At 64.1% G+C, this 14,141-nt stretch carries 9 protein-coding genes and 1 tRNA gene; 9 read left to right on the forward strand and 1 reads right to left on the reverse strand.

What is annotated here, in order from left to right:
- Positions 1–26 precede the first annotated feature (26 nt).
- From FQ775_RS23025 to FQ775_RS23035, 3 genes are all read left to right on the forward strand, one after another.
- Positions 27–1,457 carry a dihydrolipoyl dehydrogenase family protein gene (locus tag FQ775_RS23025; protein ID WP_146299823.1) on the forward strand — a complete coding sequence of 477 codons (1,431 nt, stop codon included), beginning with the start codon at positions 27–29 and terminating at the stop codon, positions 1,455–1,457.
- A gap of 125 nt (positions 1,458–1,582) precedes the next feature.
- Positions 1,583–3,073: a sensor histidine kinase gene (locus FQ775_RS23030; protein WP_146299822.1), complete on the forward strand. Its 1,491-nt coding sequence runs from the start codon at positions 1,583–1,585 to the stop codon at positions 3,071–3,073.
- Between the two features lie 346 nt (positions 3,074–3,419).
- Positions 3,420–3,496, forward strand: a tRNA-Arg gene (locus tag FQ775_RS23035).
- A gap of 80 nt (positions 3,497–3,576) precedes the next feature.
- On the opposite strand, the gene FQ775_RS23040 is transcribed toward FQ775_RS23035, so the two are convergent.
- Entirely contained in the window at positions 3,577–4,128 is a 552-nt protein-coding gene (locus FQ775_RS23040) for a TetR/AcrR family transcriptional regulator (protein WP_206064798.1), read from the reverse strand.
- Positions 4,129–4,397: 269 nt separating this feature from the next.
- On the opposite strand from FQ775_RS23040, the gene FQ775_RS23045 reads away from it, so the two are divergent.
- The 6 genes from FQ775_RS23045 (at position 4,398) to FQ775_RS23070 (ending at position 14,140) form a co-directional block, all read left to right on the forward strand.
- The gene (locus tag FQ775_RS23045) at positions 4,398–6,509 is read left to right on the forward strand and encodes a xanthine dehydrogenase family protein molybdopterin-binding subunit (protein ID WP_146299820.1); all 2,112 of its coding nucleotides are present in this window, start codon (positions 4,398–4,400) and stop codon (positions 6,507–6,509) included.
- Complete coding sequence (locus FQ775_RS23050) at positions 6,506–7,807, forward strand: FAD binding domain-containing protein (RefSeq protein WP_146299819.1); 1,302 nt, start codon at positions 6,506–6,508, stop codon at positions 7,805–7,807. Before FQ775_RS23045 ends, FQ775_RS23050 begins: the two co-directional genes overlap by 4 nt.
- 108 nt (positions 7,808–7,915) lie before the next feature.
- Positions 7,916–8,830: a LysR substrate-binding domain-containing protein gene (locus FQ775_RS23055; protein ID WP_206064799.1), complete on the forward strand. Its 915-nt coding sequence runs from the start codon at positions 7,916–7,918 to the stop codon at positions 8,828–8,830.
- Between the two features lie 88 nt (positions 8,831–8,918).
- Positions 8,919–10,601 carry a sulfatase-like hydrolase/transferase gene (locus FQ775_RS23060; RefSeq protein WP_146299818.1) on the forward strand — a complete coding sequence of 561 codons (1,683 nt, stop codon included), beginning with the start codon at positions 8,919–8,921 and terminating at the stop codon, positions 10,599–10,601.
- Positions 10,602–10,647: 46 nt separating this feature from the next.
- A complete protein-coding gene (locus FQ775_RS23065) occupies positions 10,648–11,700 on the forward strand; it encodes a TAXI family TRAP transporter solute-binding subunit (RefSeq protein WP_146299817.1) in 1,053 nt (350 codons plus the stop codon).
- Between the two features lie 61 nt (positions 11,701–11,761).
- Positions 11,762–14,140, forward strand: a complete 2,379-nt coding sequence (locus tag FQ775_RS23070) for a TRAP transporter permease (RefSeq protein ID WP_206064800.1) — start codon at positions 11,762–11,764, stop codon at positions 14,138–14,140.
- The last annotated feature ends 1 nt before the right edge of the window (position 14,141 follow it).

Raw genomic sequence — 14,141 nt, forward strand, 5'->3', positions numbered from 1 at the left:
CGGCGCGCGACGAGCGAGGAATCCCAATGACCACTGTCTTGAAGCCCGATATCTGCGTCATCGGCGCCGGGTCGGGCGGCCTGTCGGTCGCTGCGGCCGCAGCCGCCTTCGGCGTCTCGGTCGTCCTGATCGAAAAAGGCAAGATGGGCGGCGACTGCCTCAACTATGGCTGCGTCCCGTCGAAGGCGATGATCGCGGCAGGCAAGCAGGCCGAGGCAATGCGGCATGCATCTGCTTTCGGCATCGCTGATGTCGATCCTCAAGTCGATTTCAAGGCCGTCAATCGCCACGTTCGTTCCGTCATCGCCGCGATCGCGCCAAATGATTCGGTCGAGCGGTTCACCGCGCTCGGCGTCCAGGTGATCCAGGCCGAGGCCCGCTTTGCCGATGCGCGCACTGTGGCGGCCGCAGAATACGAAATTCGCGCCCGGCGCTTCGTCGTTGCGACCGGTTCGTCGGCACTGGTGCCGCCGATTCCGGGCCTCAACACGGTCGACTACCTCACCAATGAAACGATCTTCGAGCAGAGCCGGAAGCCCCGGCGGCTGATCATCGTCGGCGGCGGGCCGATCGGGATGGAACTCGCGCAAGCCCATCGCCGGCTCGGCGCGGAGGTTGTTGTTGTGGAGGCCTTTTCCGTGCTCGGCAAGGATGACCCGGAAGCGGCCGCGCTGGTGATCGACAGGCTGCGCTCCGAGGGCGTCGACATTCGTGAAAACACCAAGGTGGTAGCCGTGGAGAGACGCGGCAAGACCGGGGTACGTGTTCAGGTTGAAACGGCTGATGGCGAGCCCGATACGATCGACGGAACCCATCTTCTGGTCGCCGTGGGCCGCGCCGCCAATGTCGATGGCCTCGGGCTCGATGCGGCCGGAATCGAGCATGACCGCAAGGGCATCAAGGTTGACGCCAAGCTGCGCACGTCCAATCGGCGTGCCTATGCCATTGGCGATGTCGCCGGCGGCCTGCAGTTTACCCATGTCGCGGGCTATCATGCGGGCCTTGTCATTCGTTCGATGCTGTTTCGCCTGCCGGCGCGTGAGGATCGCTCGATCATCCCATGGGTCACCTACACCGACCCCGAACTTGCGCAAGTCGGCTTGTCTGAGGCGGAGGCAAGGAAGGCGGGGCGTGATTTCCGCATCCTGCGCTGGCCCTATGCGGAAAACGACCGCGCCCAGGCCGAGCGCAAGACCTCCGGATTCATCAAGCTGATCGCCGACAAGCGCGGGCGCTTGCTGGGCGTCACGATCGTTGGCGCCAATGCCGGCGAGATGATCAATTTTTGGGCGCTGGCGCTCACCAAAGGCCTGAAGCTGAGGGACGTTACCGCCTATGTGCCGCCCTATCCAACCATGAGCGAAATCGGCAAGCGCGCGGCTATTGCCTTCTTTTCACCCGCGACCCGCAAGCTCTGGGTGCGCAGGCTGATTGCATTCCTGCGCCTGTTCGGCTGAATATCCGCCCCATTGACACCCAGTTTGGGAACCACTCTGGTGGGCTCAAACTCGTTCGGTGTCTCGCGGAGTATGGCGAGCGGTGGAACGGACGCCGGTGATCTGACGGAGGCTGACGCGAAGCGATGACGTCCGGGAACAAAGTTCCGGAACAGCCGGCGGCGGGCGGCGCCTCGACCCAGGTGCCGTGGCCCTACCGGCTGTCGACCAAGCTGCTGCTGTTGACGATCGTCTCGGTTCTGATCGCCGAGGTTCTCATCTTCATCCCCTCCATCGCCAATTTTCGGCTGCGCTGGCTCGAGGAGCGCCTTTCGACCGCGGCGGCGGCCAGCGTGCCACTTGTCGAAAGCGACCAGATCGAGCTGCCGGCGAACCTGCGCAACGACGTCCTGATGGCGCTGGGGGCCAAGGCGATCGCCGTGCGCGATGCGGGCGTGTCGCGCCTCCTTGTGATGTCGGACATGCCGCCCGATGTCGACGAGCACATCACGCCAAGCGCCGTCGGCCCGGTCGCCGCGATCGGCGGCGCGCTCGATACGATGCTTTATGGCGGCGGGCGCGTTCTGAGGGTGTTTGGCAAGGTCGGCGACAGCCCGATGGATTTCGAGATCATCATCCCCGACAGGAAGCTGCGTGCGGCGATGTTCGTTTATGCGCGCAATGTCGCGGTGTTGTCGCTGCTGATCTCGCTGATCACCGCCGGGCTGGTCTTCTTCGCGATCCACGCGCTGATGATCAGGCCAATTCGCGGCATGCGCACGGCGATGAGCGCCTTTGCCGCAGCGCCGGACGATCCCGGGCGCATCATCCGACCGTCGGCGCGGCGAGACGAGATCGGCATCGCGGAGCGTGAACTCGCCGTTATGCAGAACCAGTTGCATCACACGCTCGGCGAGCAGAAGCACCTCGCCGACCTCGGGCTGGCGGTGTCCAAGATCAATCACGACATGCGCAATATCCTCGCCTCTGCACAGTTGATGTCGGACCGGCTGCGCACGCTCAAGGATCCGGCGGTGCAGATGTTCGCTCCCAAGCTGGTTCGCACCATCGACCGTGCCGTCGACTACACGGAGCGCGTGCTTTCCTACGGCCGCGCCCACGAATCGCCGCCGACGCGACGCGTTATCAGGCTGCGCACCCTGGTCGAGGAGGTCGAAGGTCTTCTCGCCATCGAACCTGACTCGCGGATCGAGTTCGTCAACGCGGTCGCCCGAGACCTCGAGGTGGACGCCGATGCCGAACAGCTCTTCCGCATTCTCAACAATCTGTGCCGCAACGCCGTTCAGGCGATGTCGGGCAACGCCGAGGAAGCCGTGGTCAGCCGACTGACGGTGTCGGCCGAGCGCGAGGGCAGCGTCAGCCGCATCTTCATCGAGGACACTGGCCCCGGTCTGCCGCCCAAGGCGCGCGAAAACCTCTTCGCTGCCTTCCGTGGTGCCGCCCGCAGCGGCGGCACGGGGCTTGGCCTTGCCATCGCGCACGAACTGGTGCGCGCCCACGGCGGCAACATCGAGCTCGTCGAAAGCGTCGGTGGGCATACGCTGTTCGCGATCACCATTCCCGACCAGCCAGTTCGCCTCGAGGCCGCGCGCGAGTCGATGCGCCGGCCCGCCTGAGCTGACGCGGTTCCCGTGGCCGTCAACGCGCGCTGGTTCCGCCGTCGAGATCCTGCGCGCCGCGCGGATCGCTCTTTCGGGTCCAAGTGCTGACCGACTCCCGGTCGTGCCCAACAGCCGCTGTCGACACGCGACATGGTTCCGGCCTGTCGTCCTCGGATGGTCGGCATGCACCCGAACAACGAGCCGCGACGGCGCTGCGATCGCTATGAACTGACCAAACCGCCGGGCAAAGAATTCGATTTCCGCGGCTTGCTTTTCGCGCTGGCCTTCATTAGGTAGCGGGTTCGCTCGCGGTCGGGTTTCCGGTCAGCGAAGCAGGGCCGCGACCATCTCGGCCCCGTGTGCGCCCGTAGCTCAGCTGGATAGAGCACCAGACTACGAATCTGGGGGTCAGAGGTTCGAATCCTTTCGGGCGCGCCATTTTTTCCGTAGCAAACACAAAAGCTTAGGCCGATAGTGCGCTCGCTGCCGCCGGAGGGCGAGTCGCTCGCTCCGCGTCGTTACGGACAAACCTTGCGCACCAGCGCATCGATCCAAGGGTCGTCGATTTCAGCGTAAGGGATCAGTAGGCGATAGTAGAATGCCCCGAAGACGAGGTCGAGCAGCAACGCTCCTTCGTCGCGCGACAGCCCGCCTGCCTCAATCGCGGCCAGTCCCTCCTCGCGCCGTGGGCGGATCCAGTTGTCCCAGAAGGCGCGCGCCAGGTCGGGATCGGATTGTGCCGCCCCGATCATATGGCGCAACAGGTCGCGTCGGCCGGGGTCGAGCGCTCTCGCAAAGTCGGTCAGCGCGTTTCGTAGCGTCTCGGCCACCGAGTGGCCCCGTCGGTAGGCAATCAGCGGCTCGATTTCCGCAAGAAAGGCGTCCATGACGACGGCGGCCGCGTTTGGCCAGCGCCGGTAGATCGTGGTCTTGGCCACGCCGGCTTCGGCGGCGATGCCTTCGATAGTCACCCGGTTGGGCCCGAGTTGCCGGGCCAGCAGCAGTGCTGCCGCGCACACCGCATGGGTCGCCGAACTGCTGCGTTTGCGCCCTCTGCTTGCTGCTTTCACGATCATCGCCGACCCATTGCTCGTCACCGAATCCAGAAGCCACGCTTATAGCCCAAAGTTCCGGCTCGAACATTGTCTATTGACAACGATACGTAGCGTAGCGATTAATGATGTCGCAGACCTATCTCAGGTAGCCCGATGAGAAAGCCTTCTGAATTCGCGCAACACGGGGGCGTTGGCCCCGCCCGTCCTACAGACCTCTTCGACCGTCGACAGGCAACCGCCGAACAGCGACAGGTGCCGGCTTCGCGGGGCCGAGGTGGGAAACAATGATCGGCAACTCCGCGGTCAAGTGGGATGCCGTCGACAAAGCGTGCGGCCGCTTTGCCTATCCCTCCGATCTTTCGATGCCGAACATGCTCCATGTGAAGGTGTTGCGCGCCAACCGCGCCCATGCCCGAATACTTGGGCTTGCCACGGCCGAGGCAGCCGCGGCCGAGGGTGTTGCCTGCGTGCTGACACATCGCGACATTCCTGGCCTCAACGGGTTCGGCCTGATGGCGGACGACCAGCCTGTGCTCTGCTCCGAGCGTGTCCGTTTCGCTGGTGACGCTGTTGCCATTGTTGCGGCCCAAACGGAAGCGCAGGCGCGCTTTGCACTTGGCCTTGTCGAGGTCGAATACCACGATCTGCCCGCCGTCTTCGACGCGGTCGCCGCTCTTGAACCCGGCGCACCCCAGATCACGGAGAAGGGCAATCTGTGTCACGAACTGGAGTTCGGATTCGGCGACGTCGATGCTGCGCTCGCACGATCCGCTCATCGGGTGCGCCTTACCTATTCGACCGGTCGGCAGGAGCATGCCTATATCGAACCCGAGGCCGGCATCGCCTATCTCGACACACAGGGCCGCATTGCCATCATTTGCGGTGGGCAGAATCCTTTCGCCGACAGGCGCCAGATCGCCGCCATCCTGGGCCTGCCGGAGGCCCGCGTCTGGGTCAGTCATCCGCCCATGGGCGGCGCCTTCGGCGGCAAGGAAGATCTTAACGTTCAGGCCGCGATCGCTCTCGTCGCGCAAGCGACCGGGCGCCCGGCCCGCATGGTCTACGACCGCTCCGAAAGCATCGAGTATTCGGTCAAAAGGCATCGCTTCGACGTCACCGTCGAGGCGGGAGCCGCCAAGGATGGCTCGTTGACGGGGTTCCGTGCGGACATGCTGGCGGATACCGGCGCCTATCTGACGCTGGGCCCCGCTGTGATGGCACTTGCCGCCGAGCACGCGTCAGGACCCTACCGGTTCACGGCGTCACACATCCGGGGACGTGTAGCCCATACCAACAATGGCAACGCCTCGGCCTTTCGCGGCTTCGGAAACCCGCAAGCAATCCTCGGCATCGAGCAGGCGATGGACGAACTGGCCGATAGGCTGGCCCTCGACCCGATCGAATTCCGTCGCCGCAACCTCCTTCGCAAGGGCGACCGGGCCGGGGCCGGTCATGTCGTGTCGAGCGATGTGACGCTCGACGGCCTCGCCGGACGCGCGCTGGCGAGCAACCTGCGCCGCCCCGCGGAAGTGTCGGGGTCGAAGCGTCGCGCGACCGGCGTCGCCTTCGTCTGGCAAGGCTTCGGGCTCGGACCCGGCGCCGAGCCGGGCTCCTCCGTGCGCCTCGTGCGCGACATGGATGGCGGCTTCACGCTCGATCTTTCGCAACCCGATCTTGGCGAAGGCAATCTCACCGCCTTCCTGCAAATCGCCGCCGGCACGCTTGGTTGCGACATGGCGGCGATCCGGCTTTCACATGGCACGACCGACAACGCCAATGCCTGGTCGACCAATGCCTCCCGCTCCCTGGCGGTCACGGGCTCCGCGGTGAAGCTCGCCGCCGAACGGGTCCGCGATCGGATGGCGGCCGGAGAAAACGGCTTGATCGAAGAAATTGCCCATTTTGCCCCACAGTTCGCTGGCGCGCTCACGACCGGGGTGCCGCATGTCGGTTACGCCTATGGGGTGCAACTGGTGCGCCTTTGCATCGACACGACGACTGGCGAGGTTGGCGTGGAAGAAGCCGAAACCCTGCTCGATCCCGGTATCGTCATCAATCCGGATGGGGTGACCGGCCAGATCGAAGGCGGCTTCGCACAGGGGCTCGGCTTTGCGCTCAGCGAGGACCTTCATCTGGTCGACGGTCGCGTCAGCAATGGCCGCCTTTCGAGCTATATCATCCCGACCATTCGCGATGTGCCGCTCGGGATGCGGACGGTACTTGTTTCCACGCCCGAGCCGTCCAATCCACTGGGTGTCCGCGGCATTGCCGAACTGGGGCTGACGCCTGTGGCGCCGGCCGTCGCCAACGCGTTGCGACAGATCACCGGCAAGAGATTCGCGAGCTTCCCGGTTCGCGCCGAAGCCATCCTTGATGCCTTGGAGGAGCGGTCATGAGCGTTCTGACCGTCAACGGGGTCTCACATGCCGTGCAGGATGCGTGGCATCGTACCTTGCTCGAAGTGCTGCGTGACGATCTCGATCTGAAGGGCGCCAAGCTCGGCTGCGGGGAGGGGGAATGCGGCGCGTGCACAGTCCTGGTCGACGGACTTCCGGTTTGCGCCTGCCTGCAACTGGCCGGCAGTGTCGCCGGCCGCGAGGTCGTGACCGTCGAGGCCTTTGCCGAAACGCCGCTCGGTTCGCGGATCACCCAGGCGCTCGCCGCCGGGGGTGCGGTCCAGTGTGGATTCTGCACGCCGGGGATCGTCATGGCTTCGGCGGGTCATTTCGCATCGCCTCCGCCTCGCGAACTGACAGCCGCCTTGGAGGGCAATCTCTGCCGCTGTACCGGCTATGCAAAAATTCGCGCTGCGCTCGAGGGGCTCGAAGGAGGGCCTCTCCCTCGAACCAGGCCCAGGCCGGAGATCACCCTGGAGCGGGCCCTGGCACTCTTGAGCGACGATCCGGGGCTGATACCCGTTGGCGGCGGGACTGATCTTCTGGTCCGGCATGAGCACGATCTTCATGGGCGCTCCTTTCTCGACCTGACCCGGATATCCGACCACGAAATGACGATGGTTCGTGAACTCGACAAGCGTCTTTCGATAGGCGCGCTGGTGACGTGGTCGGATATTCTCACTGATCCGGCGATTGCCGAGAAGTTGCCTATGCTGGCCCAGGCCGCTGCCACCATAGGTGGCGCTCAGATCCGCAACACCGGCACGATTGGCGGCAACCTGGCGACCGCCTCGCCGGCCGGGGACGGGTTGCCTGTCCTGATGGCGCTTGGCGCCGAAATCGTCCTCGCCCGGCGGTCGCACCGCCGCGTTCTGCCGCTCGGTGATTTTCTGGTTGGGCCCGGGAAGACGGCACTGCAGCCAGGAGAGGTGATCGTCAACGTCAGCGTTCCCTGGCCCGCACGCGGCACAGTCCAGATTTTCCGCAAGGTCGGTCCGCGCCGCGCTCAGGCAATTTCCAAGGTTTCAATGGCGCTAGTCGCCCGGCCGGAGGGCGGGCGGATCAGTGCGCTCAAGATGGCTTTCGGCGCCGTCGGCCCCGTCCCAATGACTTGCGAGCGAACGACCGCGCTTCTGACGTCCGAACGCCTGACGTCGGAATTGGAATGGAGGGTCCGAGCGACACTCGATGCCGAGATCGCCCCGATCGACGATTACCGCTCCACCGCCGCCTACCGGCGCAAAGTAGCTGCGAACCTGTTGATCGAGGCCGTCAGAACGGTGGCGGATGCAGGTTGATCGTCAGACCTCGCTACGTCGGACGCGGTGATCGCGCCTGCAACCCGTGTTGCGACAGTTCGCGCTCACGCACTAAGCTGACGCCCGACGGTCGGTGTCGGGGTTTGCATGGACAATCGGATCAGGATGCGGCACTTGCGCTGCTTCGTCGAGGTAGCGCGACATGGCTCGATCACCCGCGCCGCACAGGCGCTGAACACGGTGCAGCCGTCGCTGTCGCGCACGTTGCGTGAGCTGGAAGACGAAATCGGCGGGGCTCTTTTTGAGCGCACTGGCCGCGGGCTCGTCCTGACGAGCGCCGGCGAAATCCTCATGCGCCATGTCGGCGTCGGCCTGTCGCAGATCAGCAAGGGCATAAGGCAGGCACAGGAGCCGCGTGGAGCGCAGATCGTAACTATGGGCGTGCTCCCAAACGTGGCTCGAACGGTGGCGCCGCGCGCCATCGCGCGTTTCAAAGCAAATTTCCCCGGCACCGACGTTCGTGTCGTCTTCTTTCCCACCAGCGCCTTGATCGACCACCTGCAGGAAGGCGGCGTCGATTTTCTTTTCGGCCGGCTCTTCTCGCCGGAAAGGCTGAAAGGGGTCAGCTTCGAGCATCTCTATTCCGAACCGCTGGTTTTCGTGGCGCATCCCGATCATCCGCTGGCGGGCCGTCCCGAGGTGACGCTGGGGGATATCGATGCGGGCCTCGTGCTGGTGCCGCCGCCGGGCACGATCATCCGCTCCGAACTCGACAAGTTCACGGTCGCGCACGGGCTTGCGGAGTTTTCCAACAAGATCGAAAGCATCCTGTTCGAATTCGTGCGGGCCTATCTGGCGCGTGCTGATGCGACCGCGTGCATTCCACTGGGCGCCGTTCGCCCGGAACTGGGCGACCGGCGTCTCGTGCGTCTCAACATCGCGACGGACGAAATGGTGAGTTCGGTCGGACTGTCGTTTGCGTCCGGTCGTGAGATCAATCCGGCCGCGGCGGCCCTGGCATCGGTGATCCGGGAGGAGGCAGCAATCTACGCGATGCCATAGCGGATTCGTTATGACAGAATCGCAACTATTATTTCCCTGCTCACCACCGGACGACTATCTTTCCAATTAGCAGCATCTGGGAGGAGGTATGCGGCAGGCGAAGAACGTCCTTTTCATCATGTTTGACCAGCTCAGGTGGGACTATCTGAGCTGTTATGGCCACCCGCATCTGAAGACGCCGAATATCGACCGGATGGCCGAGCGCGGTGTGCGCTTTACGCGCGCCTACATCCAGTCGCCAATCTGCGGCTCGTCGCGCATGTCGACCTATACCGGCCGCTACGTGCACAGCCATGGCGCCTCCTGGAACGGCATACCGCTGAAGGTCGGCGAAATGACCATGGGCGATCACCTGCGCAAGGCGGGCATGGGCTGCTGGCTGGTCGGCAAGACGCACATGATGGCCGATGCCGAGGGCATGGCACGGCTCGGCCTGGAGCCGGACAGCCTGATCGGCGCGCGCGTCGCCGAATGCGGTTTCGATGTCTTTGAGCGCGACGACGGCATGCGCCCGGAAGGTCCGGACGGGTTCTACGATGATCGCGGCGCGCTGAAATACAACGACTATCTGCGTGAGCGCGGTTACGAGGGAGACAACCCGTGGCACGACTATGCCAACTCCGGCATCGATGCGACCGGCAACGTGCTGTCGGGCTGGTTCCTGAAGAATTCGGCCGAACCCGCAAACATAGCTGAAGAGGATAGTGAAACGCCCTATCTGACGCGTCGCGGAATGGAGTTCATGAGCCAGGCGGAAGGGCCGTGGCTGTGTCATCTCTCCTACATAAAGCCGCACTGGCCCTACATCGTGCCGGAACCCTATGCGAGCATGTACGGGCCCAATCACATGCTGCCTGTCGTCAGGGCGCAGGCCGAGTTCGACAACGCGCATCCCGTGCTCAAGGGCTTCATGACCAATCCGGTCGGCGAGGCCTTCAGCCGCGAGGACGTGCGCGAGGCGGTGATCCCGGCCTATATGGGACTCATCAAGCAGGCCGACGACCAGATGGGTGTCCTGTTCGACTGGCTCGAGAGGACCGGCCGCATGGACGACACCATGATCGTGATCACCTCCGATCATGGCGATTTCCTCGGTGATCACTGGATGGGCGAGAAGACCTTCTTCCACGACACCTCGACCAGGGTTCCCCTGATCATCTACGATCCATCCGAGCAGGCGGACGCCACCCGCGGCACGGTGTTTGACGAGCTTGTCGAGTGCATCGACCTCGTGCCGACCTTCATCGAGGTCGCGGGCGGCGAGGTGCCCGACCATGTCGTTGAAGGTCGTTCGCTGCTGCCGCTGATCCAGGGCCGGGCGAAGGATACCGGCCGCGACTACGTGATCTGCGAGTACGATTACTCTGCGTCGCCGCTCGCTGACCGCCTTGGCCTTGGCGTGCGCGAGGCGGTCATGTTCATGGTGGCGACGAAGGAATGGAAGCTGGTCCACTGCGAGGGCGGCTTCCGCCCCATTCTCTTCGACTTGAAGAACGACCCGGACGAACTGGTCGATCTCGGCACTTCGGACGAGCACGCAAACATCATCGCCAGCCTCTACGACAAGCTGTTCGAATGGGCGCGCCGGACATCACAACGGACCACCCGCAGCGCCGCGCAACTGGAGGACATGCGCAAGCAGGCGCGCCGGCGCGGCGTCATCATCGGTGTCTACGACGAAAACGATATCCCGCTCGAATTGACAGTGAACTACCGCGGCAGAAAGGCAGCGCGGAAAGGCGGGCGCCGCTCCGATACCGACGCCGCCTGAGCGGACAAAACCAACGCAAACGAACGAAGAAATCGGGAGGAATGCCATGCTACAGAGGAAGTTCAGCACGCTGGCGGTTGCGCTGACCGCGTGCCTTTTCGCCGGCGCCGCGCAGGCCCAAGTCAATCTGACCGCGGAGACGTCGAGCCCCGGCAATTCGCCTCACCTTTCCATCACTCATCTGGCCGACGTGCTCGGCAAGGATGGCATCGCCAGCCTGCAGGTGCAGGAGGGGCAGACGCTCACCAACTCGATCCTGAACGTAGCCGAGCGCAAGACCGACATTTCCGCGATGCCCCTGGTGCTTCATTTCTTGCTCGAGAAGGGCCGCGGGCCTTTCTCAAAACAGGGTGAGAACGGTGCTGCCTTGGCCGCCAATCTGAGGGCGATCGGGCCTTACAACGCCGGTGCCTACGGTCTGCTCGCGCATGAAAGCAGCAACATCCGCTCCTGGAAGGACATCGCGGGCAAGACAGTCTTCAACGGGCCGCCGCGTGGCGCCGCGCTCGTCAATGCCCGCCAGGCCATCCAGATGGCGGCCGGATACAAGGACGGCGAAGACTATAAAGGCCTGCAGGCCAATTGGGGCCAGCTTGCCAACATACTCGTCGACGGGTCCGCTGACGCATTCGTGATCCCGCTGACTTTCCCCTCCGAACGGGTCATCGTGGCGATGTCGGCAGGCAAGGTGAACATCGTCTCCACGCCGAAGGACATCTATGAGGGCGAGGCGTTCCAGAAGCTGCTCGCGGCGCCCGGAAACGTGCCGATCGAGGTCGCGTTCGGCGACATGGGCTACGCTCCCGACCAGGATGTCAGCCTGATCTCGGAGGACGCGGTCTTCCGCGGCATGGGCACCGCCTTTACCGACGTTGTCCACAAGGACATGGACGCCGATCTCGTGAAGAAGATCACCGCCGCCTATATCGCGAGCATGGATGAGTTGAAGGCAAAGGCGCCCTACGCCAAGAACATCAATCTCGGCAAACTCGACGCAAAGGCGTCGGGGTTCTGTGGTGCGCTCAGCCTGAAATACCATCCCGGTGCGATCGCCGCCTGGGAAGAGGCCGGCTACACGGTGCCCGACTGCGCCAGGTAGGATTGCTGCCCGGGCGTGCAGGCGTCCGGGCTTCCCCGTCCGTTCAAAGGGGCCGGCGGCCGTGAGCACCGATAGCGACAACGAACACCAGCCGGGCTGGGCGCACCGGGCCGCGGCCGCTATTGGCTTTTTGCTGGTGGCGATCGGCCTCCTGCATACCATCCCGTCGATACCTGGGTTGGATCAACTGGCGCGCGACGTGACCGGAAGGCCGGATCTCATCATCCGTCGCTTCCCCTACGAATACCTCTACCCGCTCGCCTTCGTGCTGATGATGGTCGTGGTGGCTCTCAACCATTCCTTTCTGCGGCAGTTCCGCGACCGCAGCAGGCCGATCCGCCTTGCCAGCATCGCCATGGACGTGGCGCTCGTCGCAGCGGCGATCGCGGTTGCACTGTCCTATCTGATCGAGATCGACTCGGTCTGCCTGATCGACCAGTACACCGGCGAGCGAGCTCAACTGATTGCCAAGGCGTTGGAGGAAGAGAAGGAATTTGCCGAACTCTACGGCCTGCCGATTCCGGAAACCGTCGACGATCCCGCCTGCATCAACACGCTCGGCATCTGGATATTCGCCGTCGTTGGCGCCAGCGTGGCGGTGTTTCTGGCCTACAACGTCAAGGTCTGGGGTTTCCCGCTGGTAATGGTGGCGATCGCCATTGCCGCCTACACGCTTGTCACGGTGCTCGTCTGGTACTTCTTCGGCGCCGAGGACATGAACAAGTACCTGATCACCAAGCTCGGCCCGGAACCGCGGCAACTGATCGACGGTCGGCCCAACGTAGAGGACATCCTCGTCAATAATGCGCAGGGCCTGCTCGGTCGCTTCATGGGCATCCTGCTCGACACGGTGTTTCCCTATATCGTGCTTGGCTCGCTGTTCGGCATTTCGGCGGGCGGGCGCTCGCTGATCAAGGTCGCCTTCCTGTGGACCCGGCGGCTACGCGGCGGCCCGGCGCATGCGGCGATCGTCAGTTCGGCAATGTTCGGCACCATCTCGGGCGGGCCGGTGGTCAACGTGCTGTCGACCGGCGTGCTCACCATTCCGATGATGCTCAAGCGCGGCTTTTCCAGGACCTTTGCCGGCGGCGTCGAAGCAGCGGCATCAAGCGGCGGCCAGATCATGCCGCCGGTGATGGGCGTGGCCGCCTTCGTCTTGTCCGCGATGACCGTGGTACCCTACCGCGAAGTCATCATCGCAGCCGTCATACCCGCATTCGCCTATTTCGGCTGCCTGTTCCTCTCGGTCGTCTTCCAGGCCCGCAAGCAGGGCATCGAGGCGGTCGGCGAAGCGACGCCGGACATGCAGCTGACGCGCGAAGACTCGCTGCATCTGGTGATGATCTTCGCACCGATTCTTCTGATCCTGTTTCTTTTGGTGACCCCGAAGGAAGCGATCGGCTGTGGCCCGATCGCAGCGATGGTCGGTATCGAGCGCATCGTCGAGAACGGTTCGTGCCGCGCGGTCGATCTGCCGTGGCTATTCCAGCTGGTACAGAACTCGGCCGGCGACGCCGGTTCGGCGGGCTGGTGGGCGACGGCGCTGCTGGCCGCGTTGTTCTTCCTTGATCGCGAAATCCGCGCGCGCCCGTCGCGTCTGCTGGAGGCCTTCGCCTCGGCCGGCATCCTGATCAGCACGCTCTACCTGATGTTCCTGGCCGTGTCGGTAATCGATTTCTGCCTCAACTTCACCGGCCTTTCCGGCTTCATCGCGCGCGACATCCTGAACTGGCTGCGCGAGTTCGGTGCCGAGGGCGACCGTACCGCCGTTTTTTTGTTCGCCGCGCTCTTCGTCACGATGATCATGGCCGTGCTGCTCGGCATGGGCATGCCGACCGTGCCGGCTTACATCAACGTCGCGCTCCTGATGGGGCCCGTGATCGTCGGGCTCGGCATCGCGATATTCACCGCGCATATGTTCATCTTCTTCTTCGCCGTCGCCTCCGCCATTACGCCGCCCGTCGCGGTCGCAGCCTTCGCGGCCGCCTCGATCACCAAGGCTGATCCCATGGCGACGGGCTTTGCTGCCGTGCGGGCGGGTATCGTGATGTTTGTGCTGCCTTTCGTCTTTGCCTTCTACCCGGAACTGCTGCTGATCGACGCGGCGAAATACGATCCGGCCGCCAGCGCCCCCGGCACGTTCCTTGCGGGCTACGCGCCCGGTATCGATTGGCTGGCTCTGCTCTGGATCGCCTGCCGTCTGGTGGTGGCCCTTTACCTGCTGGCGAGCGCGCTCGCCCGCTTCGACCGGCGACGCATGGGCGGTACCGAGGTCATCCTCCGGCTGGCACTGGCCGCCCTCGTCATGGCGGCGAGCCCGATGATCCATGGCATTGCGCTTCTCATGGCGGCAGCTCTGGTGGCGTGGCACCACGGTGTCTCGCCTGGCGCGGCCACAAAGTCCCGCCCTTCAACGCCGATCGACGTCGGCGAGAGTTGAG

This window comes from Nitratireductor mangrovi (assembly GCF_007922615.2).
Classification (GTDB): Bacteria; Pseudomonadota; Alphaproteobacteria; order Rhizobiales; family Rhizobiaceae; genus Mangrovimarina; species Mangrovimarina mangrovi.

Coding starts and splice junctions, on each gene's coding strand:
- FQ775_RS23025 (WP_146299823.1), top strand. CDS start 27: ATGACCACTGTCTTGAAGCCCGATATCTGCGTCATCGGCGCCGGGTCG.
- FQ775_RS23030 (WP_146299822.1), top strand. CDS start 1,583: ATGACGTCCGGGAACAAAGTTCCGGAACAGCCGGCGGCGGGCGGCGCC.
- FQ775_RS23045 (WP_146299820.1), top strand. CDS start 4,398: ATGATCGGCAACTCCGCGGTCAAGTGGGATGCCGTCGACAAAGCGTGC.
- FQ775_RS23050 (WP_146299819.1), top strand. CDS start 6,506: ATGAGCGTTCTGACCGTCAACGGGGTCTCACATGCCGTGCAGGATGCG.
- FQ775_RS23055 (WP_206064799.1), top strand. CDS start 7,916: ATGGACAATCGGATCAGGATGCGGCACTTGCGCTGCTTCGTCGAGGTA.
- FQ775_RS23060 (WP_146299818.1), top strand. CDS start 8,919: ATGCGGCAGGCGAAGAACGTCCTTTTCATCATGTTTGACCAGCTCAGG.
- FQ775_RS23065 (WP_146299817.1), top strand. CDS start 10,648: ATGCTACAGAGGAAGTTCAGCACGCTGGCGGTTGCGCTGACCGCGTGC.